The 26,621-nt window shown below is 70.0% G+C and carries 27 protein-coding genes; 17 read left to right on the forward strand and 10 right to left on the reverse strand.

The genetic code is table 11. The features are described 5' to 3' along the window. The first annotated feature begins 211 nt into the window (after positions 1-211). The 3 genes from ACVDFE_RS19070 to ACVDFE_RS19080 all read left to right on the forward strand — a co-directional run bounded on the left by ACVDFE_RS19070 (position 212) and on the right by ACVDFE_RS19080 (position 2,736). Positions 212-625: a nuclear transport factor 2 family protein gene (locus tag ACVDFE_RS19070; protein ID WP_360396176.1), complete on the forward strand. Its 414-nt coding sequence runs from the start codon at positions 212-214 to the stop codon at positions 623-625. Then, a complete protein-coding gene (locus tag ACVDFE_RS19075; RefSeq protein ID WP_458431266.1) occupies positions 622-1,239 on the forward strand; it encodes a ScbR family autoregulator-binding transcription factor in 618 nt (205 codons plus the stop codon). The genes ACVDFE_RS19070 and ACVDFE_RS19075 overlap by 4 nt, the downstream gene beginning before the upstream one ends. 210 nt (positions 1,240-1,449) lie before the next feature. Next, the gene (locus ACVDFE_RS19080; protein WP_458431267.1) at positions 1,450-2,736 is read left to right on the forward strand and encodes a serine/threonine-protein kinase; all 1,287 of its coding nucleotides are present in this window, start codon (positions 1,450-1,452) and stop codon (positions 2,734-2,736) included. 154 nt (positions 2,737-2,890) lie between these two features. On the opposite strand, the gene ACVDFE_RS19085 is transcribed toward ACVDFE_RS19080, so the two are convergent. The 3 genes from ACVDFE_RS19085 to ACVDFE_RS19095 form a co-directional block, all read right to left on the reverse strand. Further along, positions 2,891-3,556 (reverse strand): HAD family hydrolase, encoded by a 666-nt coding sequence (locus ACVDFE_RS19085; RefSeq protein WP_360396181.1) that lies wholly within the window; start codon positions 3,554-3,556, stop codon positions 2,891-2,893. A 156-nt stretch (positions 3,557-3,712) separates the two neighbouring features. Further along, a complete protein-coding gene (locus ACVDFE_RS19090; protein ID WP_458431268.1) occupies positions 3,713-5,011 on the reverse strand; it encodes a wax ester/triacylglycerol synthase family O-acyltransferase in 1,299 nt (432 codons plus the stop codon). 61 nt (positions 5,012-5,072) lie between these two features. Continuing rightward, the gene (locus ACVDFE_RS19095; protein WP_458431269.1) at positions 5,073-5,972 is read right to left on the reverse strand and encodes an anti-sigma factor RsbA family regulatory protein; all 900 of its coding nucleotides are present in this window, start codon (positions 5,970-5,972) and stop codon (positions 5,073-5,075) included. Between the two features lie 273 nt (positions 5,973-6,245). Here ACVDFE_RS19095 and ACVDFE_RS19100 point away from each other — a divergent pair, with 273 nt between their 5' ends. After that, positions 6,246-6,980: an alpha/beta fold hydrolase gene (locus tag ACVDFE_RS19100; protein ID WP_458431270.1), complete on the forward strand. Its 735-nt coding sequence runs from the start codon at positions 6,246-6,248 to the stop codon at positions 6,978-6,980. On the opposite strand, the gene ACVDFE_RS19105 is transcribed toward ACVDFE_RS19100, so the two are convergent. The 3 genes from ACVDFE_RS19105 to ACVDFE_RS19115 all read right to left on the reverse strand — a co-directional run bounded on the left by ACVDFE_RS19105 (position 6,977) and on the right by ACVDFE_RS19115 (position 8,579). Then, positions 6,977-7,153 carry a DUF397 domain-containing protein gene (locus ACVDFE_RS19105; protein WP_458431271.1) on the reverse strand — a complete coding sequence of 59 codons (177 nt, stop codon included), beginning with the start codon at positions 7,151-7,153 and terminating at the stop codon, positions 6,977-6,979. The two genes, ACVDFE_RS19100 and ACVDFE_RS19105, sit on opposite strands and share 4 nt — an antisense overlap. Further along, complete coding sequence (locus ACVDFE_RS19110; RefSeq protein ID WP_458431272.1) at positions 7,128-7,973, reverse strand: helix-turn-helix domain-containing protein; 846 nt, start codon at positions 7,971-7,973, stop codon at positions 7,128-7,130. Before ACVDFE_RS19110 ends, ACVDFE_RS19105 begins: the two co-directional genes overlap by 26 nt. A gap of 66 nt (positions 7,974-8,039) precedes the next feature. Further along, complete coding sequence (locus tag ACVDFE_RS19115; protein WP_458431273.1) at positions 8,040-8,579, reverse strand: MOSC domain-containing protein; 540 nt, start codon at positions 8,577-8,579, stop codon at positions 8,040-8,042. A 285-nt stretch (positions 8,580-8,864) separates the two neighbouring features. Here ACVDFE_RS19115 and ACVDFE_RS19120 point away from each other — a divergent pair, with 285 nt between their 5' ends. From ACVDFE_RS19120 to ACVDFE_RS19175, 12 genes are all read left to right on the forward strand, one after another. Then, entirely contained in the window at positions 8,865-9,860 is a 996-nt protein-coding gene (locus ACVDFE_RS19120) for a LacI family DNA-binding transcriptional regulator (protein ID WP_360396193.1), read from the forward strand. A gap of 115 nt (positions 9,861-9,975) precedes the next feature. Further along, a complete protein-coding gene (locus ACVDFE_RS19125) occupies positions 9,976-11,619 on the forward strand; it encodes an ABC transporter substrate-binding protein (RefSeq protein ID WP_360396195.1) in 1,644 nt (547 codons plus the stop codon). Then, positions 11,616-12,524, forward strand: coding sequence for an ABC transporter ATP-binding protein (locus tag ACVDFE_RS19130; protein WP_458431274.1), 909 nt, complete (start codon positions 11,616-11,618; stop codon positions 12,522-12,524). The genes ACVDFE_RS19125 and ACVDFE_RS19130 overlap by 4 nt, the downstream gene beginning before the upstream one ends. Beyond that, positions 12,437-13,501 carry an ABC transporter permease gene (locus ACVDFE_RS19135; RefSeq protein WP_458431275.1) on the forward strand — a complete coding sequence of 355 codons (1,065 nt, stop codon included), beginning with the start codon at positions 12,437-12,439 and terminating at the stop codon, positions 13,499-13,501. Before ACVDFE_RS19130 ends, ACVDFE_RS19135 begins: the two co-directional genes overlap by 88 nt. 6 nt (positions 13,502-13,507) lie before the next feature. Beyond that, positions 13,508-14,326: an ABC transporter permease gene (locus tag ACVDFE_RS19140; RefSeq protein ID WP_360396198.1), complete on the forward strand. Its 819-nt coding sequence runs from the start codon at positions 13,508-13,510 to the stop codon at positions 14,324-14,326. Beyond that, a complete protein-coding gene (locus tag ACVDFE_RS19145) occupies positions 14,323-15,279 on the forward strand; it encodes an ABC transporter ATP-binding protein (protein WP_458431277.1) in 957 nt (318 codons plus the stop codon). Before ACVDFE_RS19140 ends, ACVDFE_RS19145 begins: the two co-directional genes overlap by 4 nt. Further along, positions 15,272-16,627 carry a GH1 family beta-glucosidase gene (locus ACVDFE_RS19150; RefSeq protein ID WP_458431278.1) on the forward strand — a complete coding sequence of 452 codons (1,356 nt, stop codon included), beginning with the start codon at positions 15,272-15,274 and terminating at the stop codon, positions 16,625-16,627. Before ACVDFE_RS19145 ends, ACVDFE_RS19150 begins: the two co-directional genes overlap by 8 nt. A gap of 84 nt (positions 16,628-16,711) precedes the next feature. Then, positions 16,712-17,980 carry a lysine N(6)-hydroxylase/L-ornithine N(5)-oxygenase family protein gene (locus ACVDFE_RS19155; RefSeq protein ID WP_458431279.1) on the forward strand — a complete coding sequence of 423 codons (1,269 nt, stop codon included), beginning with the start codon at positions 16,712-16,714 and terminating at the stop codon, positions 17,978-17,980. Between the two features lie 41 nt (positions 17,981-18,021). Continuing rightward, entirely contained in the window at positions 18,022-18,216 is a 195-nt protein-coding gene (locus tag ACVDFE_RS19160; protein WP_458431281.1) for an MbtH family protein, read from the forward strand. A 322-nt stretch (positions 18,217-18,538) separates the two neighbouring features. Next, the gene (locus ACVDFE_RS19165) at positions 18,539-18,904 is read left to right on the forward strand and encodes a GntR family transcriptional regulator (RefSeq protein WP_458431283.1); all 366 of its coding nucleotides are present in this window, start codon (positions 18,539-18,541) and stop codon (positions 18,902-18,904) included. Beyond that, on the forward strand, positions 18,904-19,779 hold the full coding sequence (locus ACVDFE_RS19170; protein WP_458431285.1) for an ATP-binding cassette domain-containing protein: 876 nt from the start codon (positions 18,904-18,906) through the stop codon (positions 19,777-19,779). The genes ACVDFE_RS19165 and ACVDFE_RS19170 overlap by 1 nt, the downstream gene beginning before the upstream one ends. Then, the gene (locus tag ACVDFE_RS19175; protein ID WP_458431286.1) at positions 19,776-20,528 is read left to right on the forward strand and encodes a hypothetical protein; all 753 of its coding nucleotides are present in this window, start codon (positions 19,776-19,778) and stop codon (positions 20,526-20,528) included. Before ACVDFE_RS19170 ends, ACVDFE_RS19175 begins: the two co-directional genes overlap by 4 nt. On the opposite strand, the gene ACVDFE_RS19180 is transcribed toward ACVDFE_RS19175, so the two are convergent. The 3 genes from ACVDFE_RS19180 to ACVDFE_RS19190 are packed head-to-tail and all read right to left on the reverse strand — an operon-like array spanning position 20,441 to position 22,718. Further along, positions 20,441-21,412 carry a LacI family DNA-binding transcriptional regulator gene (locus ACVDFE_RS19180; RefSeq protein ID WP_360396212.1) on the reverse strand — a complete coding sequence of 324 codons (972 nt, stop codon included), beginning with the start codon at positions 21,410-21,412 and terminating at the stop codon, positions 20,441-20,443. The two genes, ACVDFE_RS19175 and ACVDFE_RS19180, sit on opposite strands and share 88 nt — an antisense overlap. Positions 21,413-21,417: 5 nt before the next feature. Then, on the reverse strand, positions 21,418-21,885 hold the full coding sequence (locus ACVDFE_RS19185) for a hypothetical protein (protein WP_458431287.1): 468 nt from the start codon (positions 21,883-21,885) through the stop codon (positions 21,418-21,420). After that, positions 21,882-22,718 (reverse strand): DUF1996 domain-containing protein, encoded by an 837-nt coding sequence (locus ACVDFE_RS19190; RefSeq protein WP_458431288.1) that lies wholly within the window; start codon positions 22,716-22,718, stop codon positions 21,882-21,884. The genes ACVDFE_RS19185 and ACVDFE_RS19190 overlap by 4 nt, the downstream gene beginning before the upstream one ends. 214 nt (positions 22,719-22,932) lie before the next feature. On the opposite strand from ACVDFE_RS19190, the gene ACVDFE_RS19195 reads away from it, so the two are divergent. Then, entirely contained in the window at positions 22,933-24,636 is a 1,704-nt protein-coding gene (locus ACVDFE_RS19195) for a discoidin domain-containing protein (RefSeq protein WP_360396217.1), read from the forward strand. Here the strand turns inward: ACVDFE_RS19195 and ACVDFE_RS19200 are convergent. Next, on the reverse strand, positions 24,620-26,545 hold the full coding sequence (locus ACVDFE_RS19200) for an endo-beta-N-acetylglucosaminidase (RefSeq protein WP_458431289.1): 1,926 nt from the start codon (positions 26,543-26,545) through the stop codon (positions 24,620-24,622). The genes ACVDFE_RS19195 and ACVDFE_RS19200 overlap by 17 nt on opposite strands. Between the last annotated feature and the right edge of the window lie 76 nt (positions 26,546-26,621).

The raw sequence follows: 26,621 nt of genomic DNA on the forward strand, positions 1-26,621 counted from the left end.
ACTGCCGCAAAGCGCGGGAGTTCGGTCCGTGCATTGCGGTGATACCGCCGGTCGTTGAACGTTCGCGTACCGCAGGAATCAACCGATCGGATGTTCGGCCGAACTGAGCTGGGCCAATGGGGTGTGCGCACTCGGATTCCGCACCCCTCAGTAGTGTGACCGCCATGGGCATCGTTGCCGAGGCAATGACCTGGATGACAAGGTAGGAAAAATGCTCTCGACGGTCGAAGTGGTGCAGGTGTTCCTCGCGCGCCTCGCGGCACAGGACGCCTCCGGCATCGCGCGGTTGTGCGCACCGACCGTGGAATGGGAGGCGGCCGACCCGAACGGCGTCCGGTGGGCCCTCGGCGCGCGCACCCGGCGAGAGGTCGAGTCCCACTTCCTGACGCTGTTCGCCACGTTCGACCTGGAACAGCTCGCGGTGCGGCAGGTCGTCGTCGACGGAGGCGACGCGGCCGTGTTCGGCAGGGCGCGCTGGCGGGTGCTCGCGACGGGCGAGCGGGTGCTGGCGCAGTTCGCCGCGGTCCTCTCCGTGCACCTGGGGGAGATCGAGCAGTACTGGCACATGCCCGACACCCTCGCCGTCGCGACCGCGACCGGTGCCGCCGCGCGGACCGGGGCATGAACAGCAGGCGTGAGCAGTCCGCACGTACCCGCGCCAAGCTCCTGGCCGCCGCGGCCGAGGTGTTCGACCGCGACGGCTTCGCCGGCTCCAGCCTGAGCGACGTGTGCTCCAGGGCGGATGTGTCGAAAGGCGCGCTGTACTGCCACTTCCGCTCGAAGGAGGCGCTCGGCGTCGCCCTGGTCGAGGAGCAGTCCCTGCTGTGGCACCGGCTGCGCGACGAGTACCTGGACGCGGAGAAGTCACCGGTGCAGGCGCTGGTGCTGATGTCGTTCGAGTTCGTCCGCAGGCTGGAGACCGACCTCGGCGTGCGGGTGAGCGCGAAGCTGTTGCGGGAGGCCGTGTTCTTCGACATCGCAGCCGCCGCCCAGGTCGTCGGCTGGGTCGCGGTGGTGCGCGAGGTGCTGTCGCTGGCCCAGGAACGCGGCGAGCTCAGGGCCGACGTGAACATCCGGCACGCCGCCGAGCAGATGGTCGCGGAGCTGCTCGGCGCGCAGCTCGTCGCCCAAGCGCTGAGCGGCGGCAGCGACCTGCGGTCCCGGCTCGTGCGGCTGTGGCGGTCGATGTCCGGCTGCCTGGTGACGGCGGACGTCGGCCACCAGCTGCGCTTCGAGTGACGTCACCCGATCGGCCCATCAAGGCGTTACTGCACCCGGTGCACGTGGAATTTTCTTCAGGTCCCGCTCAGTTACGCCGGCCCCGCCTGAACCGATGAGGAGCTGGTGGGACGGCACACGGGCCGTCCGCCACCCGGTTGATCTTCACGGTGGCCGGGTAGCCGGGATTCCACGCGACCGGTTAGGTTGCTGCGCGATGAGCGGAGGCGCATGAACGAGCCGTGGGACGGCGACCTGACCGGGTCGGTGATCGACGACCGCTTCGTCGTCGGTTCGCTGCTCGGTTCCGGCGGCATGGCCGAGGTCTACCGCGCCTACGACCGCTCGACCACGAGCTCGGTCGCCATCAAGGTGTTCTCCGGCCCCGGCCTGCCCGACGACGAGATCCGCCTGCAGCGCGAGGCGACGATGCTCGCCTCCGTCGAGTGCCCCGGCATCATCCCCGTGTACAGCTCCGGCAAGGTCGCCCGCCGCCCGTACTTCGTGATGCGCGAGATCTCCGGCGGCACCCTGCGCCAGCGCATGCGCGAACCCCTGCCCCCGCGCCTCATCGCCCGCATCGGCGGCCAGGTCGCGGCGGTCCTCGACCACGTCCACGGCCTCGGCGTCGTGCACCGCGACGTGAAGCCGTCGAACATCCTCCTCGACGACGCCGAGAAGCAGGCCTACCTCGCCGACTTCGGCTTGGCCCTCCTGCCGGAGCTCACCAGGGTCACCTCCTCCGGCATCCTCGTCGGCACCGCCGGCTACCTGGCCCCCGAACAGGTCCGCGGCGCCGAGGTGGGCCCGAAGGCCGACATCTACTCACTCGGCCTGGTCCTGCTCGAATGCCTGACCGGCCGCGCCGAGTACCCCGGCGGCGACGCGGAGGCCGCCCTCGCCCGCCTCGCCCGCCCACCCCGCGTCCCCGTCGACCTGCCGGTGTCCTGGATCTCGCTGCTGACGGCGATGACCGCCTCCGACCCGTCCCGCCGCCCCACCGCGGCCGAGTGCCGCACCGCACTGGAAGCCGCCCACGAGGCCAGTCGCGGCGTACCCGCCCTCCTGCCCACCGCACCGGTGGCCGCCCACGACACCCCCACCCCACCCACCCGCTCCCGCCGCTGGGCCCTGACCGCCGCCGCGTTCGCCGTCGGGGCCGTCGGTGTCGCGGCCGTGGTGTTCGCGCTGGCCGGTGGCGGTGACAACGCCCCGGCGGCACCGCAGGTGGCATCGGACCCGTCCACGCAGGTCGTGACCGTTTCAGCGTCGACGGTGACCGTGGTGCACACGGCGGAATCCGGCCAACCCGGGGTGGTCCGTCCCACCGGGCAGTCGGGGAGTGCGGGGCCGAGCGGGTCTTCGGCGCCCGGGGTGGTGCCGCCTGAGGTGACCACCACGGACGTCGCGCCCACCAGTGAGGTCGTCGTGGCGGAGGAGACGGACACGACTCGGCGGAGCAAGGAGCGGGCGGCGACCACTTCGAAGCCCCGGCCCACGCAGGGGCAGAAGCCTTAGGGCGTCGGCTGGTCGCGCTTGGCACGGTTCTGGCTCGGAGTGGCTCGGCTCTGTTCGCTTCAACAGCCGCCGCGGCATTCGGCGCACCCCAACGGTCGCCGCAGCTCCACCCCAGCCGCCCCGGCTCAACCGCCGTTCACCGCCACCCAGCCCATCAGCTGGCCGACTCGCCCACCTCCCCGAACGGCAGATCCGCCAGCTCCCCGCGAACCGTGTCCAGGTCCGGGTACACCGCCGACGCCCCGCTGTCGATCAGCTCGTCCTCGCTCACCCCACCCGTCAGCATGCCGATGGACGGCAGGCCCGCGCGGCGGGCGGCTTCGCAGTCCCAGACCGAGTCGCCGATCATCACCGCGCGGTCGCCCTTCACCTTGCGGAGGGCGATCTGGATGAGGTCGGGAGCCGGCTTGCTGGCGTCGGCGTCGTCGGAGGTGGTCCAGGCGACGTCGCCGGGGTCGAGGAGTTTCAGGTAGTGCTCGATGTGCTTGCTCTTGCCGGAGCTCGCCAGCACGACGGACAGGCCCATGTCGGTGGCGGCGTGGATCAGGCGGTGGGCGCCTTCGAAGGGCTGGATCTCGTCGATCAGCTCGTCGAAGTAGCGTTCCCAGGTCGTGCGGAGGGTGTCGCCGTGCTGTTCTTCCACGTGGTCGCCGGCCACCGCGGCCACCATGCGGTCGCCGCCCATGCCGATCGCGCGGTGCACGCGCCAGGCCGGCACCGTCAGGTCGAGGCTGCGGAACGCGCGCAGCCACGCCACGGTGTGGTGGTAGTTGGTGTCGACCAGGGTTCCGTCCACGTCGAGGACCAGGGTGTTGCTCATGGGCGTGGGCTGCCCGTGTCCTCGTCGGAGCAAACTCCCGTGGGCCCTCCTTCCCGCGTTTCCGTTTTGCGGGGCGCGCGAGGTGGTCTGTTTCGGACATCTACCAGACGGACCCCAGCGTGAATCCGGACGAGCTTCACCCGGTCGGGTGAGACCTCAGCGCACCGAGCCCACCAGCGAACGGGTTCCGCTCAACGCCGCCAGCTCGCGCCGCAGCACCCCGTCGAGCCACTGCGGGTCCGACATCCACGACTGGTTCGTGTGCAGGCAGACGTGCACCGACGACCGGTACACCGACAGCGCCACCCCGACCGCGTGACCTGGGGCGACGGGTGCGACCGGGTACATCTCGGCCAGTGCGGCGCCGTCCAGCGACAGCGGCACGGACGGCAGGGGGACCGAGGTGACCAGCGTGTCGAACAGCAGGGGTGCGCAGCGCGCGGCTACCGGGGCGGCCAGGCGGTGGAGCAGGGCCGGGACCTTGTCGGCGAGCAACGGGAGGGCGCCTGCGCCGCGGTCGGGGCCGGCGGCCTTGGCGGACTCCATCTGGGTGCGCACCGAGCGCAGGCGTTCCAGCGGGTCCGGTTCGCCGACCGGCAGGGACACCAGGAAACCGGAGATCGAGTTGCCGGCCGCGCCGTCGCCGGAGCGCGTGCGCTGGTTCACCGGGATCAGCGCACGCACCGCGGCGGTCGGGCCGGCCGCGTCGTGCGCGGTCAGCCAGTGGCGCAGCGCACCGGTCACCAGGGCCAGCAGCACGTCGTTCACCGTGCCGCCGTGCGCGCGGCGGATGCGGTGCACGTCGGCGAGGTCCACACGCGACATGACCACCCGGCGCGGGCGCGTGGACGAGGTGAGCACCGGCGAGTTCAGCGTCGGCGGGCGGGTGTTCTGCAGCACGGCGGACGCGATGTCCAGGGTGTCCCTGATGCCCCGCAACGACGGCAGCGACGGGAGCAGCGGGCGCGGCGCCGGCTCCGCGGCATCCGGAATGGACAGTCGGGACGCGTCGAACAGGCGCAGGCCCAGGCCGACCGCCTTCATGCCGTCGCACAACGAGTGGTGCAGCTTCGCGAACACCGCGAACCGGCCGCCGGCCAGGCCCGTGACCACGTGCAGCTCCCACGGCGGGCGCGCCAGGTCGAGCGGCTGGGCCATCAGGTGCGAGATCAGCGTGGCGAAGCGGTCGCGGCCACGAACGTGGTGCGTGAACACGTGATCTTCAGCCGCGAAACCGGGATCCTCCACCCAGCGCGCGCCGCCGAGCAGGCCGGTGCGGGCGCGGGCGCGCAGGCGGGGGACTTCCGCGGCGCGTTCGCAGAGCACGGCGGCGATGCGCGCCGGGTGCACGAGGTTAGTGGGCGTGAACGTGGCCACCGCGCCGAGGTGCAGCGGATTGCTGTTGCCCTCCATGGCGAGGAAGGCGACGTCGAGGGGGGAGAGGTGGTCGGTCATAGGTGTGCAAGGAAAACAGGTCCGCGTGTCCTGCGCATTGCGATGAGATGGCGGCGACTCCCTACCGCCCCAAGTACACCCGAACGGTGGTGCCGCTGTGACTCGTGTGAGTGCGAACCAGGTCACACAGCAGGTTCACCATCACGATCCCGAAGCCCGACAGGCCCGTGAACGACGGCGGGAAGCCGGTTCCGGAGTCGCTCACCTCGCACACCGCCGTGTCGCCCTCGCGCCAGAACCGCAGCACGCCCCGCCCGGACGCGTGCAGGATGCTGTTCGTGGCCAGCTCGTTCACCGCGAGCACCAGGTCGTCAACCTGTTCGCGGCGCAACCACTGCGCGTACGCCGACACGAGCTTGCGCACGTGCGCAAGCGTCCCGACGGAGAACGCGTGCTCCTCGGCCGTCGCGGGCGGCGGCGGCAGTGGCACGTTGTAGACCTCCGACAGCCCCGCCGGGTCCGTGTACGACTCGGACGCGACCCGCCGCGACCCGTCGATCACCAGCGGATGCGTCCTGCGCGCGTCCGCCAGCACGTGCTCCGGCAGCGAACCGGCGTTGTACGGGCACAAAATGACGCCCTGGCGCCCTTCGAACGCCGTGTTGACGAGCGCCTCGTGCTGGATGCACGCCGGATATTCGAGGTCGCTGCGACCCGGCCACATCGGCTCGCCGACCATCCGGACGCGGCGCTGCGGCGCCGACGCGCTGAACGCCATCAGCACACCGGGGATGATCCGGCCGGGGTTGCGGCCCGCCTCGGTCATGTCGATGAAGTGCACCTGGTCGGCCCGCTCACCCAGCCGCGCCCGCAACAGCGCGATCTTGCGCTCCGGCACGGCCACCAGCACCGGCTCGCCGCTGTCGACCCCGTCCGCCACGAATCTGGCCGTGCTGACGAGGAACTCGTCCTCATCCCGGTAGAACAGGGCCTCGTGTGCGAACGGAGCAATGGAGTTCATCAGCAACCTGAGGGCTTCGGTGGCGTGGGCAACGCTTCATTCTGCTACCCGTAACACCGTTTCGGCGGGGGCCAGCCCGGTGGTTTCGGCAGACGGCGGCCCACTGTGCGGGACGGGCGGCGCAGACCTGCGCGTCCTGTTCTCGACCACCGGCCCACGGGTACCTCCCGTCACGCGGACGGCGGCGCCCGACCGGTGGAACGTCCGAAGTGGAGCGGAGTTGCGGCAGGCCGACGGACCGGCGCATCATCCCGGCGAAGAGGAGGCGAGGGCATGATTCCGCACTTCACGCTGAGCGGCCAGGAGGACGCCCCGGTGCTGGTCCTCGGCAACGCTCCCGGCACCACCACCGCCCTGTGGAACGACTTCCCGCTCCCGTTCCGGCTGCTGCGCTTCGACCTCCCCGGCCACGGCGGCAGCGCACCCGCCGAGCACGCCACGGTCGAGTCGCTCGCGTCCGGGGTGGTCGAGCTGCTGGACCACCTCGGGCTGCGCCGGGTGCACTACTGCGGCGTGTCGCTCGGCGGCATGCTCGGCATGTGGCTCGCCGCCAACACCGACCGGATCGACCGATTAGCGCTCGTGTGCACGTCCGCGTGGCGCCCCGACAAGTCCGGCTGGGACGAACGGATCAGCGCCGTCCGCTCGTCGGGCCTCGCAGCGGTCGCCGACGCGGTCGTCTCGCGCTGGTTCACGCCGGCGTTCTCCCCGGCCGCCGTCACGCGCTTCCGCGCGGACCTGCTGGCGGTCGACACCGCCTCCTACCTCGCGTGCGCGCGGGCCGTCCGGGACGCGGACCTGCGGCCGGAGCTCGCGAAGATCGACGCTCCGACCGTGGTGATCGCCGCGGCACGCGACCAGGAGACGCCGCCGGAGTGCGCGCGGCAGATCGCGGAGGACCTGCCGAACTCCGACCTCTACATCGTCGGCGACGCCGCGCACCTGGCCGTCGTGGAGGCACCGAGGACGATCTCGGTGATCCTCGACGGCCACCTCGGTGACGCCTAGGCGATCCAGCCGACCAGCGAACGCCACGCGGTCGTGGAGAACGCCAGCACCTCGCCGTCCGCGTTCTTGGAGTCCCGCACCAGCGCGTCCTGCGACAGGGCGACCTCGACGCAGTTGCCCGCGCCGTTGGAGCCGCTGCGAGAACTCTTACGCCAGATCCGTTCCTGAGCCATGAGGTTCCTCTCGAAGTCCACTGACGTACTCCATCAGCTTGCTCTTCGATTGTTGCTCATCCAAGGCAACGGCCGACAGTCGCTCGAAGAGACGCCTGCTCCGCTTCACCGCTGCTGCGTCCTGCGCAAAGATCTGAGCGGTGCTGGTCTCGCTGTACACGATCGGGGCAGCTTTCTCGAACTCGTACAGCACGCAGCCCGGCCCCAGGGCGGAGATCCGGACGTCCGCGGGGATCAGCCGCACCATGTGCGTGTTGAACATCAGCCGGAGGTACTGCTCCTCCATGTCCCGCACACTGCCGAGTTGCGCCTGCAGAGCGATCTCGTGGACGTAGAACACGCACTGGGGAGGCGAGACGCGCCGCAGGATCGTCTGTCGTTCACCTCGTGCCTCGACGAACCTCTCCACCTCTTCTTGCGGTTCACCACCGGCAAGAAGTTCGCGTGAGTAGTTCCGGGTCTGGAGCAGACCGGGTGGGGTGATGAGGTCGTAGCTGGTGATCTTCGTCGCCAGCGACTCGGTCATCGCGAGCGTGCGCAGGTTCTCGGGCATCTGCGCGAAGTACGGGTCGAAGGCGTGCCGGTAGCGCTGCCGGAACGCCTCGATGAAGTCGATGTCCTTGCCGCACGTGCTGAGGAACTGGACGATGTCGATCTCGCTGGCGTGCGCCTTGCCGTGCTCGATGTTGGACACCTTGCTCGGGTCCCAGCCGAGCCGTGCCGCCATGGCGCGGCCGTGCATCGACGTCGACGACTCCCGTATGAGGCGGAGCTCGTCACCCAGGTCCCGGCTGTACGCGGTGGAGTAGATCGCGGTCATGGCCAGGGACGCTAAGCGTTGATTTCAAAACAAGGTACTGGCTCGTTCGGGTGAAAACGGACCAGGTCAGACCTTCTCCAGCGGCCGGTGCGGCTCCGCCGGCAGCTCAACCCTGATCTCGTCGCCCGGCCGCACGACGCCACCGGTCAGCACCACGGACATGATCCCCGCGCGCCGGACCAGCTTCCCGCCGGGACCCTTGCCGACGACCTCCTTGAGCATCCCCGTGGAGAACCGGTCGATCTGCACGCACGGGTTGCGCAGACCGGTCACCTCGACGACCGCCTCCGGCCCGAGGTGGAGCAGCGTGCCGGTGGGCAGGCCGAGCAGGTCGATGCTGCGGGTGGTGACGTTCTCGCCGATCGCGCCCGGCTCGATGGCGTACCCCTTGGCGCGCAGCTCGTCGAACAGCTCCTCGTGCATGAGGTGCACCTGGCGCAGGTTCGGCTGCGTCGGGTCCTGCGCGACGCGCGAGCGGTGCTTGACCGTCACGCCCTGGTGCACGTCGCCCTCGACACCAAGGCCGGCGAGGAGCGTGATGCTCTCGCGGACGGGCTTGGTGAACGTGTACTCCTCGCTGCGGCTGACCGCCGTCACAACCCCCATGACGTCGATTGTGCACGATGATCCGGAGGCGTGCTGCTGGGCCGTTCGACGTAACGGAATTCGTCCGGAAAATGTTGCTGCCGCACGCATTGCGCAGACCGGGACGTCCCGGTTCCGTCCACGCGACGGGAGTGTCACCTGCGGTGATCACGGAGAGCGTGGAAACGCTCTCACGAACTTCCGTCTGAACTATTGACTAATCCTCACGTGAGGCTGTTGACTGCGTCACACCTCGGCGGAACCGGTTACGGAACCGGTTCCAGAGGCGGCGGAAGGAAGTTCGGCATGCGTGTCACGATCGCTGAGGTCGCCCAACGCGCCCAGGTGTCCAAGGCGACCGTGTCACGTGTGCTGAACGGCAAGCCCGACGTGGACGCCTCCACCGCGCAGCGCGTCCGCAAGGTCATCGACGAGATCGGCTACGTGCCCAGCGCCCGTGCGGTCGGGCTGGCGCGGGGCCGCACCCGCACGGTCGGCATGCTCGCGCCGTCGCTGACCTGGCCGTGGATGGGCGAGGTGCTGCAGGGCATCGTGGACACCCTGGAGGCCGACGGCTACGGGCTGCTGCTCTACACGATCAACCGCGGGCCGGAGTCGCTGAACCAGTTCGCGAACCACGTGTCCGCCAACGCCTTCGACGGCCTGCTCGTGGTCGAGCCGCCGGACACGCTGCACTACATCTCCACGCTCTACCGGGCCGGGCTGCCCGTCGTCATGATCGACGACCGCGGCTCGCACCCGGAGTTCCCCTCGGTGACGACGACGAACCGGCAGGGAGGCGCGGATGTCGCACGGCACCTCGTCGCGGCGGGCCGCCGCAGGTTCGCCGTCGTCACCGGGCCCCCGCACTTCGGGTGCACCCAGGCGAGGCTGGACGGGTTCCGGCTCGCTTTGGCGGAAGCGGGCCTGACGCTGCACCCGGACCTCATCGTCGACGGCGACTTCACCACCGAGGGCGGCGAGGTCGCCGTCGACAAGCTCCTCGCGAGCGGCATCCCGTTCGACGCGATCTTCGCGCACAACGACCTCTCGGCGGTCGGCGTGCTGCGGGCGTTGCGCGAGGCGGGCCGGGTCGTGCCGGACGACGTGGCCGTGGTCGGCTTCGACGACGTCCCGGTCGCCGGCCACACCGAACCCCGGCTGACGACGATCCGCCAGCCCGGCCAGGAGATGGGCGCCGCCGCCGCGCGGATGCTGCTCTCCACGCTCGAAGGACAGCCGATGCCCGACCACCCGCTGGTGCTGCCGACTTCGTTGATCGTGCGCGAATCCGCGCCCTAGAAAAGCACGCGAACACAAATCCGAATACCGGACCCACCGGTCACCGCACGCGACCGGTGTCTTCGGCCTGCCTGTGAGAGAGCGCTCTCACATCATTCGTATCGGGAGAGTCCCCATGCGCAGAACAGTCATCGTCGCGCTGGCACTGGCGCTCGCGGCGGCCGGGTGTTCCTCCGGTGGCAGCACCACCAAGGCGTCCGGAGTACTGACGGTGGGCATGCCCAACGGGCCGCTGACCGAGAACCACAACCCGTTCCTGCCCACGTCGGCGGCGGGTTCGCTCGGCTACCGCTACCAGATCTACGAGCCGCTGGCGTTCGTGAACAACACGCGCCCGGCCCAGGAGCCCGTGCCGTGGCTCGCGACCAAGTGGGACTGGACCGACAACTACAAGAAGGTCTCCTTCACGCTCCGGGAGAACGTGAAGTGGTCCGACGGCAAGCCGTTCACGGCCGCCGACGTCGCCTTCTCGTTCGAGATCCTGAAGAAGTTCCCTGCGCTCAACAACCGCGACTCGCTCAAGGTCGAGACCGCGACGGCGACGCCGGACGGCAAGGTCGAGGTCACGTTCGCGACCCCGCAGTTCGTGACCCGCAACAAGGTCATCAGCGCGATGGTCGTGCCCCAGCACATCTGGAGCACGATCGCCGACCCGACGACCTACACCAACCCCGACCCCGTCGGCACCGGCCCGTACAAGCTGAAGTCGTTCACCTCGCAGACCGTCACGATCGAGCGGCGTGCCGAGTACTGGCAGGAACTGCCCAAGGTCCCGCAGATCCAGTACACCTCCTACAACGACAACACCGCGCAGACCACGGCGCTGGCCTCGGGCGCGAGCCAGTGGTCGTACGTCTTCATCCCGGACTACCAGAAGCTCTACGTCGACAAGGACCCGAAGAACCACAAGCTGTGGTTCCCGGCCGGTCTCGGCATCCACGGCCTGTGGCTGAACCACACCGTGGCGCCGTTCGACAACGCCGCGCTGCGCTCGGCGATGAGCGACGTGATCGACCGCGAGGCGATCTTCGTCCGCGGTGAGGCGCGGCTGTTCCCGAAGCTGGAGTCGCCCACCGGCATGCCGCTGCCCGCCGGTGACTCGTTCCTCGCGCCGGAGTACAAAGACGCCCGGTTCGAGATCAACGTGGACAAGGCCAAGCAGAAGCTCACGGCCGCCGGGTTCACGCTGGACGGCGGCGTGCTCAAGGCGCCCGGTGGCAAGCCGGTCACGATCGAGCTCACCAACCCGTCCGGCTGGTCGGACTACCTGACCGTGCTCGACATCATCAAGAGCGACCTGAAGAAGATCGGCATCGAGGCGACCGTCCGCACGCAGACCGCGGACGCCTGGACCACCGACTTCGCGAACGGCCAGTTCCAGGGCTCGCTGCGGTGGACGAACACCGGTGCGACGCCGTACGAGATGTACCAGAACATCATGGACGGCGCGGAGCTCAAGGCGCTGGGCCAGACCGCCGCGGTGAACTTCGGGCGGTACAACAACCCCGACGCCACGGCCGCGCTGGCCGAGTACGCGAACGCCACGGACGACGCGGCCCGTGCCAAGAGCCTGGCGACGCTGCAGAAGATCATGGTGGAGCAGGTGCCGATGATCCCGACCTCGGCCGGTCCGATCGGTGCGGAGTACAGCACGAAGAGCTGGGTCGGCTGGCCGTCCGAGGAGGACCCGTACGGTCCGCCGCAGGCCACGCTGCCCAACGCCCTGCAGATCGTCATGAAGTTGCAGCCGGCGTCATGACTCAGGAGGTCGCGCTGGAAGCACGGGGTCTGGTCAAGACCTACAAGCGCGTGCGCGCGGTGCAGGACGTTTCCCTCGTCCTGCGCCGTGGGCGCGTGACCGCCCTCGTCGGTGAGTCGGGGTCGGGCAAGTCGACGGTGGCGAAGCTGCTGGCGCGGCTGGTGGAACCCACGTCCGGCGAGATCCTGCTGGACGGCAGGCAGGTGCGGCGGGTCCGGGAGTACCGGCGTTCGGTGCAGATGGTGTTCCAGGACCCGTTCGCCTCGCTCAACCCGGTCCACACCATCCGCTACCACCTCGTCCGGCCGCTGAAGATCCACAAGCGGACCGAGACGCCGGAGGAGCTGATGGAGCGGGTGCACCTGCCCGCCGACTTCCTCTCGCGGTACCCGCACGAGCTGTCGGGGGGCCAGCGCCAGCGCGTCGCCATCGCGCGGGCGCTGGCCGCCAGCCCCGAGGTGCTGCTCGCGGACGAACCGGTGTCCATGCTGGACGTCTCCATCCGGCTCGGGGTGCTGAACCTGTTGCTGGACCTCAAGGAACGGCTCAAGCTGGCCATCCTCTACATCACGCACGACATCGCGTCGGCGCGGTACTTCGCCGACGAGACGTTCGTGATGTACGGCGGGCAGCTCGTCGAGGGCGGCGACAGCGAGACGGTCACGCAGCGGCCCGCGCACCCGTACACGCAGCTGCTGATCGAGTCGGCGCCCGACCCCGACCGGGCCGTCGTCGCACTCGACGCGCCCGCCGAGGACGTCGCCGAGGTCTCCGCGGGGTGCCAGTTCGCCGCGCGCTGCCCGAAGGTGCAGGCCCGGTGCTGGACCGACGCGCCACCGCGGGTGGACGTCGACTCCCGTGGGCACTGGGCGGCCTGCTGGCTGTACGTGGAGGCGGCGGCATGACGTTCCTGCTGCGCCGTGCCGTGTTCTACCTGGTCACGCTGTGGGCGGCGATCACGGCGAACTTCCTGCTGCCGCGGCTGCTGCCCGGCGACCCGGTGCAGGCCATGATCACCAAGCTCGGCGGCCGGCTGAACAGCGACGCGATGGCCTCGCTGTACGTCCTGTTCGGGCTGGACGAGGAGAAGTCGCTGTGGGAGCAGTACGTCGACTACTGGGGCGCGCTGCTGCGCGGTGACCTCGGGCTGTCGTTCACGTTCTTCCCCACGCCGGTGGCCGACGTGCTGTCGCAGTCGCTGCCGTGGACGCTCGGGCTGGTCGGCGTCACCACGGTCATCGCGTTCGTGCTCGGCACCCTGGCCGGGGTGTACGCGGGCTGGAAGCGCGGGTCGTGGCTCGACTCGCTGATCCCGGTGACGACGTTCCTGTCGTCCATCCCGTACTTCTGGCTCGGGCTGATCGCGATCTCGGTGTTCTCGGTGACGTTCCCGCTGCTGCCCGCCTCCGGCGGCTACGCGGCGGGGCTCGTGCCGGAGTGGTCGTGGGAGTTCGTCGGCAGCGTGCTGGAGCACGCCGTGCTGCCCGGCATCACGATCGTCGTGTCGTCGGTCGCCGGCTGGGTCCTGGGGATGCGCAACATGATGGTCACCGTGTCGGCCGAGGACTACGTCCTGGTCGCGCGGGCCAAGGGGCTGTCGCAGCGGCGGATCATGTTCGCCTACGCGGCGCGCAACGCCGTCCTGCCGTCGATCTCGGGCTTCGCGCTGTCGCTCGGGTTCATCGTCGGCGGCGCGCTGCTGGTCGAGATGGTGTTCTCCTACCCGGGACTCGGCTACGTGCTGTTCCAGGGCATCGGTGCGAAGGACTACCCGTTGATGCAGGGCGTGTTCCTGGTGATCACCCTGGCGGTGCTGGTGGCGAACCTGCTGGCGGACGTCGGCTACCTGCTGCTGGACCCGCGCACCCGGCGGGAGGGCTGAGCCGAGATGAACTTCAAGACCCGCCTGGGACTGGGCATCCTCGCGTTCTTCGCCGTGATCGCCGTGGTCGGCGAGTGGATCGCGCCGTACGACCCGTCGGAGATGGGCAACGACCTGCTGTCGCCGCCGTCGGCCGCGCACTGGTTCGGCACGACGATGACCGGGCAGGACATCTTCTCGCAGGTGCTCGTCGGCACCCGCGGCGTGATGGTCGTCGGGCTCGTCTGCGGTGTGCTCGCGACGATCCTGTCCATCGTGGTCGGTGTGACCGCCGGGTTCCTCGGTGGCGCCGCCGACGAGGCGTTGTCCATGCTGTCCAACGTCTTCCTGGTGATCCCGGCGCTGCCGCTGATCATCATCGTGGCGTCGATGCTGCCGTCGGCGGACACCGTGCTGATCGCGGCGGTGATCTCGCTGACCGCGTGGGCGTGGGGTGCGCGGGTGCTGCGGGCGCAGACGATGTCGTTGCGCCGCAGGGACTTCGTGGAAGCCGCCCGCGCGTCCGGTGAGCGGACCTGGCGGATCATCGTGTTCGAGGTCCTGCCGAACCTCACGGCCGTCATCGCCTCCGGCTTCGTCGGCACCGTGATCTTCGCCGTGATGCTGCAGATCACGCTGTCGTTCGTCGGCGTCGTCTCGCTGTCGACCTGGAACTGGGGCACGGTCCTGTTCTGGGCGCAGTCGAACCAGGCGCTCGGCCTGGGCGCGTGGTGGTGGTTCGTCCCCGCCGGCCTGTGCATCGCACTGCTCGGCACGGCGCTGGCACTCATCAACTTCGGGATCGACGAGTACGCGAATCCCCGCCTGCGGAAGGTGCGCGCATGAGCCCGGTCCTGGAGATCCGCGACCTCTCGGTCGACTACGGCTCGTTGCGGGCCGTGCACGACGTCTCGCTGACCCTGAACGCCGGTGAGGTGCTGGGCCTCGCCGGCGAGTCGGGGTCCGGCAAGTCGACCCTGGCCTACGCCGCGACCCGGCTGCTGCAACCACCCGGCCGGGTGCCGTCGGGCGAGGTGCGGTTCAAGGGCCACGACCTGCTGGCGCTCACCGACCGGCAGCTGCGGGAGCTGCGCTGGAACGAGATCGCGATCGTGTTCCAGGGCGCCATGAACGCACTGAACCCGGTCATCTCGGTCGGCGCGCAGCTCGACGACGTGCTGCGCACGCACCGGCCCTCGATGGACCGGTCCGCGCGGGCCGCCCGCGGCCGTGAGCTCCTGTCGCTCGTGGGCATCCCCGCCGACCGGCTGACCGCCTACCCGCACCAGCTCTCCGGTGGCATGCGCCAGCGCGTGATGATCGCGATGGCGCTCGCGCTGGAACCCGAGGTCGTCATCATGGACGAGCCGACGACCGCGCTGGACGTGGTGGTGCAGCGGCAGATCCTCGGCCAGATGATGCGGCTGCGCGAGACGCTCGGCTTCTCGATCATCTTCATCACGCACGACATCTCGCTGCTGGTCGAGTTCTCCGACCGCATCGCGATCATGTACGGCGGCCGCGTGGTCGAGGAGGCACCGGCGGCGGAGATCTACCGCGCCGCACGCCACCCGTACTCGCAGGGCCTGCTCGGCTCGTTCCCGGCCCTGCGCGGTCCGCGCCGCGAGCTGCGCGGCATCCCCGGCTCCCCGCCGGACCTCAGGTCGATGCCGTCCGGCTGCCCGTTCCACCCGCGCTGCCCGTCCGCGCTCGACGTGTGCAGCGCCGAGATGCCGCGGCTGACCGCCGTGGACGAGCGCCGCCGCGTGGCGTGCTGGTTGGAGGAGATCCATGTCTGAGCTCGCCGGTCTGCCCGCCGACTTCTACTGGGGCGTCGCGACGTCCGCGTACCAGATCGAGGGCGCGCACGACGAGGACGGCCGTACACCGTCCATTTGGGACACATATTGCCGCCGGCCCGGCGCTGTCGTGAACGGCGAGAACGGTGACGTGGCGTGCGACCACTACCACCGCATGCCCGCCGACGTGGCGATGATCGCCTCGCTCGGCGTCGACCGGTACCGCTTCTCGGTGTCGTGGCCGCGCGTGCAGCCGGGCGGTCGCGGCCCGGTGAACCCCGCGGGGATGGACTTCTACTCGCGCCTGGTGGACACGTTGCTGGAGGCGGGCGTCGCACCGTGGCTGACGCTCTACCACTGGGACCTGCCGCAGGAGCTGGAGGACGCGGGCGGGTGGCCGGAACGCGACACCGCCCACCGCTTCGCCGAGTACGCGGAGCTGGTGCACGACGCACTGGGCGACCGCGTCTCCACGTGGACGACCCTGAACGAGCCGTGGTGCTCGGCGATGCTCGGCTACGACGTGGGCCGGCACGCACCCGGTCGCACGGACTTCGCCGACGCGATGCGCGCCGTGCACCACCTGCTGCTGGGCCACGGCCTCGCGGCGCGGTCGTTGCGCTCGCGCGGCGTGACCGACCTCGGCATCACGCTGAACCTGGGCGTCTCCACCCCGGCCTCCGCCGACCCGCGCGACGTGGACGCCGCCCGCCGCGCCGACGGCCTGGGCACCCGCATCTACCTGGACCCGCTGGTGCACGGGCGGTATCCCGAGGACGTGCTGGCCGACATCGCCGCCCGCGGCGCCGCGCTGCCCGTGCACGAGGGCGACCTGGAGGTCATCTCGACGCCGCTGGACGTGGTCGGCGTGAACTACTACTCGTCGCATGTCGTGAAGGCGACCGACGACCCCGCCGCACCCGAGGTGGTGCCGACCGGGCGGCCGGTGACGCACATGGGCTGGGAGATCGTGCCGGAGCGGTTCACCGAGCTGCTCCTGCGGCTGCACCGCGACTACGGGGTGCCGATGGCGATCACCGAGAACGGCGCGGCGTTCGAGGACTCCGCCGACCCGTCCGGGTTCGTCGACGACGCCGACCGGGTCGAGTACTTCCGCACGCACGTCGCCGCCGTCGCCGAGGCGGTCAGGGGCGGGGCGGACGTGCGCGGGTACTTCGCGTGGTCGCTGATGGACAACTTCGAGTGGGCCTACGGGTACGAGAAGCGGTTCGGGATCGTGCGGGTCGACTACGAGACCCAGGAGCGGACGCTCAAGCAGAGCGCGCTGTGGTTCCGGGACCTGATCGCGGAGCTTCCGGGCGGTGCAGATCACGTCCGAAAGCACTAGCTAAGGCGTGCCTTAGTTAGGTTAGGGTCACTTTGCGTGCGAGAACCGCGACGCACAGGGATCCGGCCACGGGAGGACCGCGCGATGGAACCGGTGACAGACCTGGCCGGGATCGGCTTCGGGCCGTCCAACCTCGCGCTCGCCATCGCGGTGCAGGAGCACGAGCAGCCGGTGCTGGCGCGGTTCTTCGAGAAGCAGGCGGCGTTCGGGTGGCACCGGGGCATGCTGCTCGACGACGCGACGATGCAGGTGTCGTTCCTCAAGGACCTGGTGACGCTGCGGAACCCGACGAGCGGGTTCAGCTTCCTGTGCTACCTCCGGGAACGCGGGCGGCTGGTCGACTTCGTCAACCACAAGAACCTCTTCCCGCTGCGCAAGGAGTTCCACGACTACTTCGAGTGGGCGGCGGAACGGGTCGCGCACCAGGTGTCGTACGGCAGCGAGGTCACCGACGTCCGACCGTGCGCCGAGGGGTTCGAGCTCGTCGCGAAAGGCCAGGTCACGCGCACGCGCAACCTCGTGCTCGCGACCGGGCTGGAGGTGAACCTGCCGGAGGGGGTCGAGGCGGGGGAGCGGATCTGGCACAACCGCGACCTGCTGCACCGGGTCGGTGAGCTGGAGGACCCGCGGCGCGTCGTCGTGGTCGGGGCGGGCCAGAGCGCGGCGGAGACCGTGGCGTTCTTCCACGACCGGTTCCCCGGCGCCGAGGTGCACGGGGTGTTCGCGCGGTACGGGTACAGCCCGGCGGACGACAGCCCGTTCGCCAACCGGATCTTCGACCCCGCGGCGGTGGACGACTTCTACCGCGCGCCGGAGGGCGTGAAGAAGAAGCTGATGGGCTACCACGCCAACACCAACTACGGCGTCGTGGACCAGGACCTGATCGAGGAGCTGTACCGGCGGGTGTACCGGGAGAAGGTGCTGGGCCGCCAGAGGCTGGTGCTGCACAACACCTCGCGGCTCACGGACGTGACCGCGGACGGCCGGTGCGTGATCGAGTCGCTGGCCGACGGCGCGCGTGTGCCGGTCGACGCCGACGTGATCGTCTACGCGACCGGGTACCGGCCGGCGGACCCCGTGCGGGTGCTGGGGGAGCTCGGCGACCGGTGCGAGCGGGACGAGCTCGGGCGGTTGAAGGTCACCAGGGACTACCGAGTGGTCACCGACGCCGGCGTCACGGGCGGGATCTACCTGCAGGGCGGCACCGAGCACACGCACGGCATCACGTCGTCGCTGCTGTCCAACACCGCGGTGCGGGCGGGGGAGATCCTCGACTCGATCCTGCGGCGGACGCAGGCCGTGGCCGCGGTCGGGCAGGACGCTGTGGCGAAGGTGGCCGCGCCCGTGAGTTAGGGTGACCTAACTCGTCAGTGGAACCGGAGAGGACCAACGCCATGACCAACCCGTTCGAGGACCCGCAGGGCCGATTCTTCGTGCTGGTGAACGAGGAGCAGCAGCACTCGCTGTGGCCGGTGTTCGCGGAGGTGCCCGCCGGGTGGACGAAGGTCTTCGGCGAGGAGAGCCGCGAGGCGTGCCTGGCCTACGTCGAGGAGAACTGGACCGACATGCGCCCCCTCTCAATCCGCTAGCCCCTCTCCCCCTCCTGCTCTTCCGACATCTGCAAGTACCACCGCCACTTGATCAATCGCCGCTGACTACCACCAACATGTTCGCCGCTCGCCGAACCAGGACTGGGGTTCGCGGGCGGCTGGAAGCGCTGTTGGTAGTAGAAAAGTGCCTGTTGATGTTGAGCTGGTGGTACTTGCAGATGCTTGTGGAGGCGGGGCGCCCGGCTGTCGCGCCCGCGGTGATCGACATGAAGGCCACCCCAGTCATGAGTCGGACCGGGTGACCGGCGTGCCTCGGCGGTGCTATGGTTCATTACATGAGTAACGAACCAGGGAAGTAGTCGTGTTCGACGACCGGAGTCCGATCTACCGGCAGATCGCCGACCGGATCAAGGCGGACGTGGTCAGCGGGGCGCTGAAGGCGGACGAGCAGGTCATGTCGACCAACCAGTACGCCGCCTACTACCGGATCAACCCGGCCACCGCGGCCAAGGCGTTCCAGCAGCTCGTGGACGAGAAGGTGCTCTACAAGAAGAGGGGGATCGGGATGTTCGTGAGCACGCGGGCTCGCGACATGCTGCGGGCACAGGGCAGGGAGACCTTCTTCGGCGAGGTGGTCGACCCGATGGTCGCCGAGGCGCGCGCCATCGGCATTCCGCTCGCCGACGTCATCCGGCGCATCGAGCAGCACGACAGGGGGGAAGTGTGATGCAGGTCGACGTGCGGGGTTTAACGGTCCGCTACGGCACCATCACCGCTGTGGACGACATGAGCTTCTCGTTGTCCGGCAACAAGATCTACGGTCTGCTCGGGCGCAACGGCTCCGGCAAGACCAGCCTGATGTCCGCTCTCGCCGGCTACCGCAGGCCCGTCGGCTCGGTGCTGCTCGACGGTGCGCCGGTCTTCGAGAACGCGCGGGCGATGCGGAACGTCTGCCTGGTCCGGCACACGACCGACGCCGCCGACAAGGGCGACAAGGTCGTGCACGCGCTGGAGTACGGCAAGGCGTGGCGCGAGACGTGGGACGACACCTATGCCCGCGAGCTGGTCGAGCTCTTCGGGCTGCCGCTCAAGACCAAGGTCGGCGAGCTGTCGCTGGGGCAGCGGTCCGCGCTCGGCGTCACGATCGGGCTCGCCAGCCGCTCACCGCTGACGATGCTCGACGAGTCGCACCTCGGCATGGACACGCCGACCCGGTACGCCTTCTACGACGCGCTGCTGCAGGACTTCATGCGGCACCCGCGCACCATCGTCATCTCCACGCACCTCATCGAGGAGCTGGCCTCCCTGCTGGAGGAGGTCCTGATCATCGACAACGGCCGGCTCGTGCTCCAGGAGGAGGCCGACGTCCTGCGCTCGCGCGGCACCGAGGTCACCGGGACCGCCGACGACGTCGACGCGTTCACCGCAGGGTTCACCGTGCTGAGCGAGAAGTCGCTGGGGCGCACCAAGTCGGTCATGGTCTACGGCACGCTCGACGACGCGCAGCTCGTCCACGCCCGCCGGCTGGGGCTGGAGCTAGGGCCGATCGCGTTGCAGGACCTGTTCGTGCACCTCACCGAACCGGTCGGGGGGCTGCGGTGAGGGTCTTCCGCCACCTGGCCACGTCGCTCGCCGGGTTCAGCGCGCTCGTCGCGGCCGGGGTGTTCGCCTTCACCGTCGCCCTCACGTTCGCCGTGTCGCTCTTCAAGGACGTCGTGATCAGCGGGTGGTCGGTGGCCGCCGGTCAGGTCGGGCCCTGGTTCGTGCTCTTCGTCGGCGTCCACGTGATCCACAACGTGCTGCCCGTCGCGGTCGCGCACGGCCGCACCCGCCGGGAGCTGCTGGGCGCCGCGACCGGGTTCAGCGTGGTGTTCGCGGCCGCGATGGCCGCGGTCGCGTGGCTCGGGTTCGCCGTCGAGGGCGGCGTCTACGCGCTGATGGACTGGACCGCGGGGGACCGCGGGCTGCCGCACGCCTACTTCCTGATGTACCTCGTGTGGTGCGCGGTCGGCATGCTCCTCGCCGCGGCGTTCGACACGTCCGGACCGGCGGGCCTCGTCGCACTGCCGTTCGGCATCGCCTTCGCGGTCATGGCCAAGGTGCGGATACCCGGCTCCGGCGAGCTTCCCGTTCCTGCGCAACGAGATGAGCCTGCTCGGCGCCGGCTGGCACGTCGCGTCCGCGGTCGCGTGGCTGCTGGCGGTCGCGGCGACGTGGCTGATCGCCAAGAACATGCCGGTCAGGTCCAAGAGCGCGTGAGCGGTCAGCCGCTCGCCCGCACGACGAGCGAGGGCGCGAACACCACCGACGTGACGGGCGTGGCGGGGTTCGCGATCTGCCGCAGCAGCTGACGGGCCATCTCCTGCGCCATGTCGGCGATCGGCTGGCGGACGGTCGTGAGCTCCGGCTCGCACGTCAGCGCCGCGCTGCTGTCGTCGAACCCCACCACCGCCACGTCACCGGGCACCGTGCGGCCGTGGCGGTGCAGGACCGCGATCGCACCGGTCGCGATCAGGTCGGAGCCGGCGAACACGCCGTCGACGTCAGGGCAGCGGGCGAGCAGCTCCTCGGTCGAGGCGATCCCGGACTCCCTGGTGAAGTCACCGTGCACCACGACCGCGTCCGGCACGACGTCGAGGAAGCCGCGCACGCGGTCCCGGCCCGTGGGCATGTCCTGCGGGCCGGTGATCGTGGCGATGCGCCGGCAGCCGAGCGCCAGCAGCCGTTCGCCGGCCAGCGCACCGCCCGCCGCCTGGTCCACGTCGACGTAGGTGATCGGCATCGGCTGCCACGGCCGCCCGGCCAGCACGACCGGCAACCCGGCCGCGATCAGCTGACCGGGCACCGGGTCCGCCGGGTCGGTGTGCACGAGGACCACCCCGTCCAACCGGCCGCAGCGCAGGTCGCTCACCGCCTGCTCGCGCGTCCCCGGCCCGGTCATCATGAGCACCAGGTGGATGCCCAGCGGCCGCACCACGCGGGTCACGCCGCTCACGACGCTCGCCAGGTGCGGGTCGCCGAGCATCCGGTGCTCGTCGGGCAGCACCAGCCCGATCGCGTCGGCCCGCCGCGTCACCAGCGAGCGCGCCGCGATGTTCGGCAGGTACCCGGTGCTGGAGATGGCGCGCTGCACCGCGTGCCGCAGCGCCTCGTCGACCGTGCCGAGGCCGTTCACGACCCTCGACGCGGTGGCGCGCGACACCCCGGCGACGCGCGCCACCTCCTCCAGCGTCACGCGTTTCACCTGGCGGCCAGCTCCGCCGTGCGGTGGCGTTCCATCAGCTCGACGATCTCCACCGTCGGCGGGTGCTTCAGGTCCACGCGCGCGTTCTCCAGGACCTTCAACGACTCCGTCAGGTGCGCGCGCACGAACTGGTCACGCGCCTGCGGGTCGGTCGCCGCCAGCTGGATCTCCGCGTCGGTCGGCATGCCCGGCATGTCGTGCCCGACGTGGTTGTTCACGTACGGCACGTCCAGCACCGCGCGCAACCGTTCCAGCTCCTCACGGCGGTGCGCCACCATCTCGGCCGGGCCGCCGTTCTCCAGCAGCTTCAGCACCTGTTCGTTGGTCCCGATCGAGAGCTCCACGAACGCGCGTTCGGTCTGGCCGAACGCGCCCTGCGCTTCCGAGCTCACCGGGGTGTCAGGGGTGGGGGGAGGTGCCTGCTGGCAGCCCGCGAGGAGGCCGGCCAGCAGGCAGAGGATCACCCGTGGTTTCCGTTGTGGTCGCATTTGATCACCACGTTGATGCAGTTGCGGACACGGCGTTCCATCTCGGCACGCGGCCAGACGTTGAAGAAGTCGCCGTGCATGGTCTGTCCGGTGCCCGAGGCCAGTCGCAGGCCCGAGGTGGTGCCGTTCACCGGGTAGCGCAGCACCATCCGCAGCTTCGGCACCGGCACCGGGTGCGAGGACGGGCAGCCGCCCGCGACGGGGTACGACAGGTGCGACTTGTGGTCGGACGAGTCGAGGTCGCGGCCGTTCCAGCACTGCGGGAAGTCCAGGTAGGTCTCCAGCATCGTGCCGGACGGGCATTCGACGAAGTTCTTGGACGGGTTCACGTGCCCGGCGTGCAGGCACGACCACCGCGCGTTGCTGTCGCCGTCGCCGGTGGCCTTCGCGTTGCCCGCGACGATCTTCAGCCCGTAGGGCATCGGCTGGATCGCCGCCGGGTTGTTCACGCCCTCGCCGAGGTAGTAGAAGGTGACGCCGGTCGGTGCGATCGCGGTGTTGTCGCGGTAGAGCGTCGGCACCCAGTAGGAGGAGATGTCCGCCGCCGGGTTGCAGTTGCCCGTCGAGCCCTCCAGCGACTGCTGGGTGGTGCGGGCGTTGGTCGAGCGGTTGCCGAAGAAGTCGTGCGAGTGGGAGGCACCGGGCAGGTTCGGCAGGACGATCGGGTCGTCCGGGAGCCGGTGGCTGATCGGGCACTCCGCGAGGAACTCGGCGACGCGCACCGGTGCTCCTTGCGCCGCGCCGGGGACGCTCAGCACCCCGGCGGCCAGTGCGAGGATCGTGGCCAGGTGGAACAAAGGCTTCCTCATTGAAGCTTTCCTCTCCGCAGCAGGATTGGGAGAGCGCTCTCACGCCGTTCGAGCATGGCGCAGGTCGCAAACGGGCGTCAATCCGCAAGAAACGTTCAGAAGTCCCGGTTTTCTTGACACCACGCACCCGTGCCCTGACTCTCGGTGCTGAACTCCTGTCGCAGAGAGGGCTCTCTCACGCCTCGTCGCCCGTTCATCGGCTTCAGGAGCACCCATGTCAGGAAGGCCCCACCGCACGAGACTGCCCCTGCTCGTCGCCGCGGCGCTGGTCGCGGCCACGATCACGCCGGCGCAGGCCGCCGGCCCGTTGCTCTCCCAGAACCGTCCCGTCACCGCCTCCAGCAGCGAGAACGCCGCGTTCAGCGCGACGGCCGCCGTCGACGGCGACCCCGGCACCCGCTGGTCCAGCCAGTTCAGCGACCCGCAGTGGATCCAGGTCGACCTCGGCTCCCCGGCGAAGGTCGACCAGGTCGTGCTGGCCTGGGAGGCCGCGAGCGCCAGGGCGTACACGCTCAGCATCTCCGCCGACGGCAACTCGTGGCAGGAGCTGCGCCGCACCACCGCCGGACCCGGCGGCACGGAGACGCTCGCGGTCTCCGGCACCGGCCGGTACGTGCGGCTCGACCTCACCCAGCGCGCCACGCAGTACGGCTACTCGCTGTGGGAGTTCCAGGTGTTCGGCACCCGCGACTCCGGCAGCGCGGAAACCCTGCTGTCGTACGGGAAGACCGGGTCCGCCTCGACGTTCCAGGACGACCCGAACTGCGGCGGCTGCACCCCGGCCAAGGCGTTCGACCGCGACCCCGCCACCCGGTGGGCGACCAGCGCGACCACCGGCTGGGTCGACCCCGGCTGGATCTCCGTCGACCTCGGCGCCACGGCCCGGATCTCCAAGGTCGTGCTGCAGTGGGACCCGGCGTTCGCGACCGCGTACCGGATCGAGGTGTCCGACGACAACGCGACCTGGCGGCAGCTCTACTCGACCACGACCGGCCGCGGGTTCAAGGAGACGCTGACCGTCAGCGGCACCGGCCGGTACGTGCGGATGTACGGCACGGCCCGGTCGAACGGCTACGGCTACTCGTTGTGGGAGTTCCAGGTCTACGGCACCGGCGGCAACCCGACGCCCGCGCCACCGCTGCCCCCGAACCCGTCGTTCCCCGGCCGGCTCGTCTGGTCCGACGAGTTCAACGCCCCCGCGGGCACCGCGCCGGACGCCTCGAAGTGGCAGCCGGAGACCGGTCCCGGGGTGAACAACGAGCTGCAGTACTACACGAACAACAACAACGCCCGCCACGACGGCAACGGCAACCTGGTGCTGCAGGCCCGCCGCGAGGTCACGCCGGGCAGCGCCTGCCCGGTCGACCCGGTCAGCGGCAGCACGACCTGCCAGTACACCTCCGCGCGCCTCAACACCTACGGCAAGTTCACGTTCACCTACGGCCGGGTCGAGGCGCGGATCAAGGTGTCGTCCACGCAGGGGTTGTGGCCCGCGTTCTGGATGCTGGGCGCTGACTTCTTCGACCAGCGCCGGCCGTGGCCCTACACCGGCGAGATCGACATCATGGAGCACGTCGGCAAGGAGCCGAACCGGGTCTACTCGACGCTGCACGCCCCGGCGTACTTCGGCGCGGGCGGGTACGGCTCCCCGCTCGACCTCGGCCAGCCCGCGGCGGCGGCGTTCCGCACGTTCGCCGTCGAGTGGGACTCCAGCCACATGACGTTCAGCGTGGACGGCAACCGGTTCTTCACCGTCGACCGCAACGTCCTGGAGACCACCCGCGGGCCGTGGGTGTACGACCACCCGTTCTTCCTGATCATCAACAACGCCGTGGGCGGCGACTGGCCCGGCCCGCCGGGGGCCGGGACGCAGCTGCCGCAGGACATGGTGCTCGACTACGTCAGGGTGTACCAGTGATCGTCGTGCGAGCGGGTGGCGAGACGTCGAACGCCTCGTCGACCGCCTCGACCTCGATCTGCGCCGTCTCGCCGTTCGTGAGCGGGATCGCGGGCACGAAGTACGCGTCGTTCGGCGTGCCACCGAGGAAGAGCCGTTCGGGACCGGCTTTGTAGACCCGGTACTGCCGGACCCGGCCGGGGGAGCGGGTCCAGGTGAGCCGTGCCGACACCGTGGCGGCGTCGGTGCGGCTCACCAGCTCCACCCGCGGGTTCGCCGGTGCGGCGGGTGCGGTCATGGCCGGGTCGGTGACGCCGATGCGGCCGACGAGGGCGGTCACCGGGCCGCCGGGCAGCACCCGCAGCGCGATCTCGGTGAGCGTCGCACCGGCGTGCTCACCGAGCGGGAACACGTTGCGCCGCCACCCGCCGCTGACGCCGCCGAGGTCGAGCACCCGCTCGGTGGTCCCGATCCGCAGCACGGCCTGCAACCGCGACGGACCGGTGCCGGTGCGGTGCACGACCTCGAACTGGCTGCTGCCGGTGAGGGGGAGCGCCGTCGCGAACAGCCGCACGTCGTTGGCGGACGCGGGTGTGCCGGTGATCTTCAGCGCGGTGCCGCCGTCGTACGGGTCGTCCCAGTCCAGCGAGGGCACGACCTTCGTGCCGCTGCCGGTGACGCTCCACCGCCAGGTCGGCAGCACGTCCTGCAACGCCAGGTTGTTCCACTGCTGCGTCGAACGGACCGTGCCGCCGACGGCGAACTTGCGGCCGTGCCCGGTGTTGAAGTTCGTGACGAACGGCAGGGAGGTGATCGGCGTCAGCTCGGTGATGTGGTGGGCGACGCCCTTCCACGCCGCGTTTGTCGTCGTGTTGGCCGGGTCGCCGTTCGGCCCGACCCAGAACCTGTTGTCCCGCGCGTAGAAGTCGGCGGGACCGGTCGCGGACTTGAACGTCCACTCCGGACGGTAGAAGCCGAGCGAGGTGGTGTGCGGCCCGCCCTCGGGGAAGATCGAGGCCCAGGCGACGCTGGTGTTGTAGCCGTTCGACTCGACGTCCACACCGGACGCCAGGTCGTACGGGCTGCGACCCATCTGCCGGGCGAGGTTCGCCGAGTTCTGCAAGCCCTGCGCGCTCCACCAGAAGTTCAGGAACATCTCGTCGGAGGGGGCGAAGAACATCCGGTTGCGCGCGGTCAGCGCGTTCTGCCAGGAGACGCTGCCGGTGTCGGTCATCGCGTCGTACCAGATGATCCGCAGGCCGCTCCTCTTCAGGTAGACGATGAAGTCGCGCATGTCGGCGGCCAGCTGGGCGTTGCCGCCGGCGGTCTCCTGGTTGAGGAACCAGCCGTCGAAACCGTGGTGGCGGGCCACCTGGACCATCTTGTCCGCCACCGGGAACCGGTCGCCCTCGCGCCGGACGAGGTCGCGCACCCACTGCAGCTGACCGCCGTACGCGGTGGGCGGCAGGAACACGTTGCCGATCACCTTCACGCCGTTGCGGTGCGCGGCGTCGGTGACGGTCGGGTTCGGCGCGAGGATCAGGCCCTCGGAGGCGCTGCCGCCCCAGAACACCAGCTCGTCGACGTACTGCCAGTAGTTGGTGGCGTAGTAGTTCATGTCGAGCGCGCCCTGGGCGGGGTTGCCGCTCGTCGGCGCGTACGCGACCAGTGCCTGCACCCGCGCCTCGTTCGCGCGGGCGTGCGGGTTGGCCGGCCGGGCGGGCACGACGCGCCGGGCGAGGGGGACCGAGCTGCGGTTGTACCGCGCGTCCCGGTCCGTCGCCGGATCCCAGTCGAGGATCGTGGCGGGGTGCCAGTAGGACGCGTACGGCTGGGCGACATCGGCCAGCGCGGAAGCGGGGGCGTCGGGCAGCAGACCTGTTAGCGCTGCCGTTGAGCTCAGTACGAGGAACTGTCTCCTGGTGGGCACGCGCTCACCCTTGTGCGGCATCTGATTCGTCGCATACCGCCTCTACGGTGACCTGATCGGACGACAATTCCCTGCT

It is taken from the genome of Lentzea chajnantorensis, assembly GCF_054300775.1.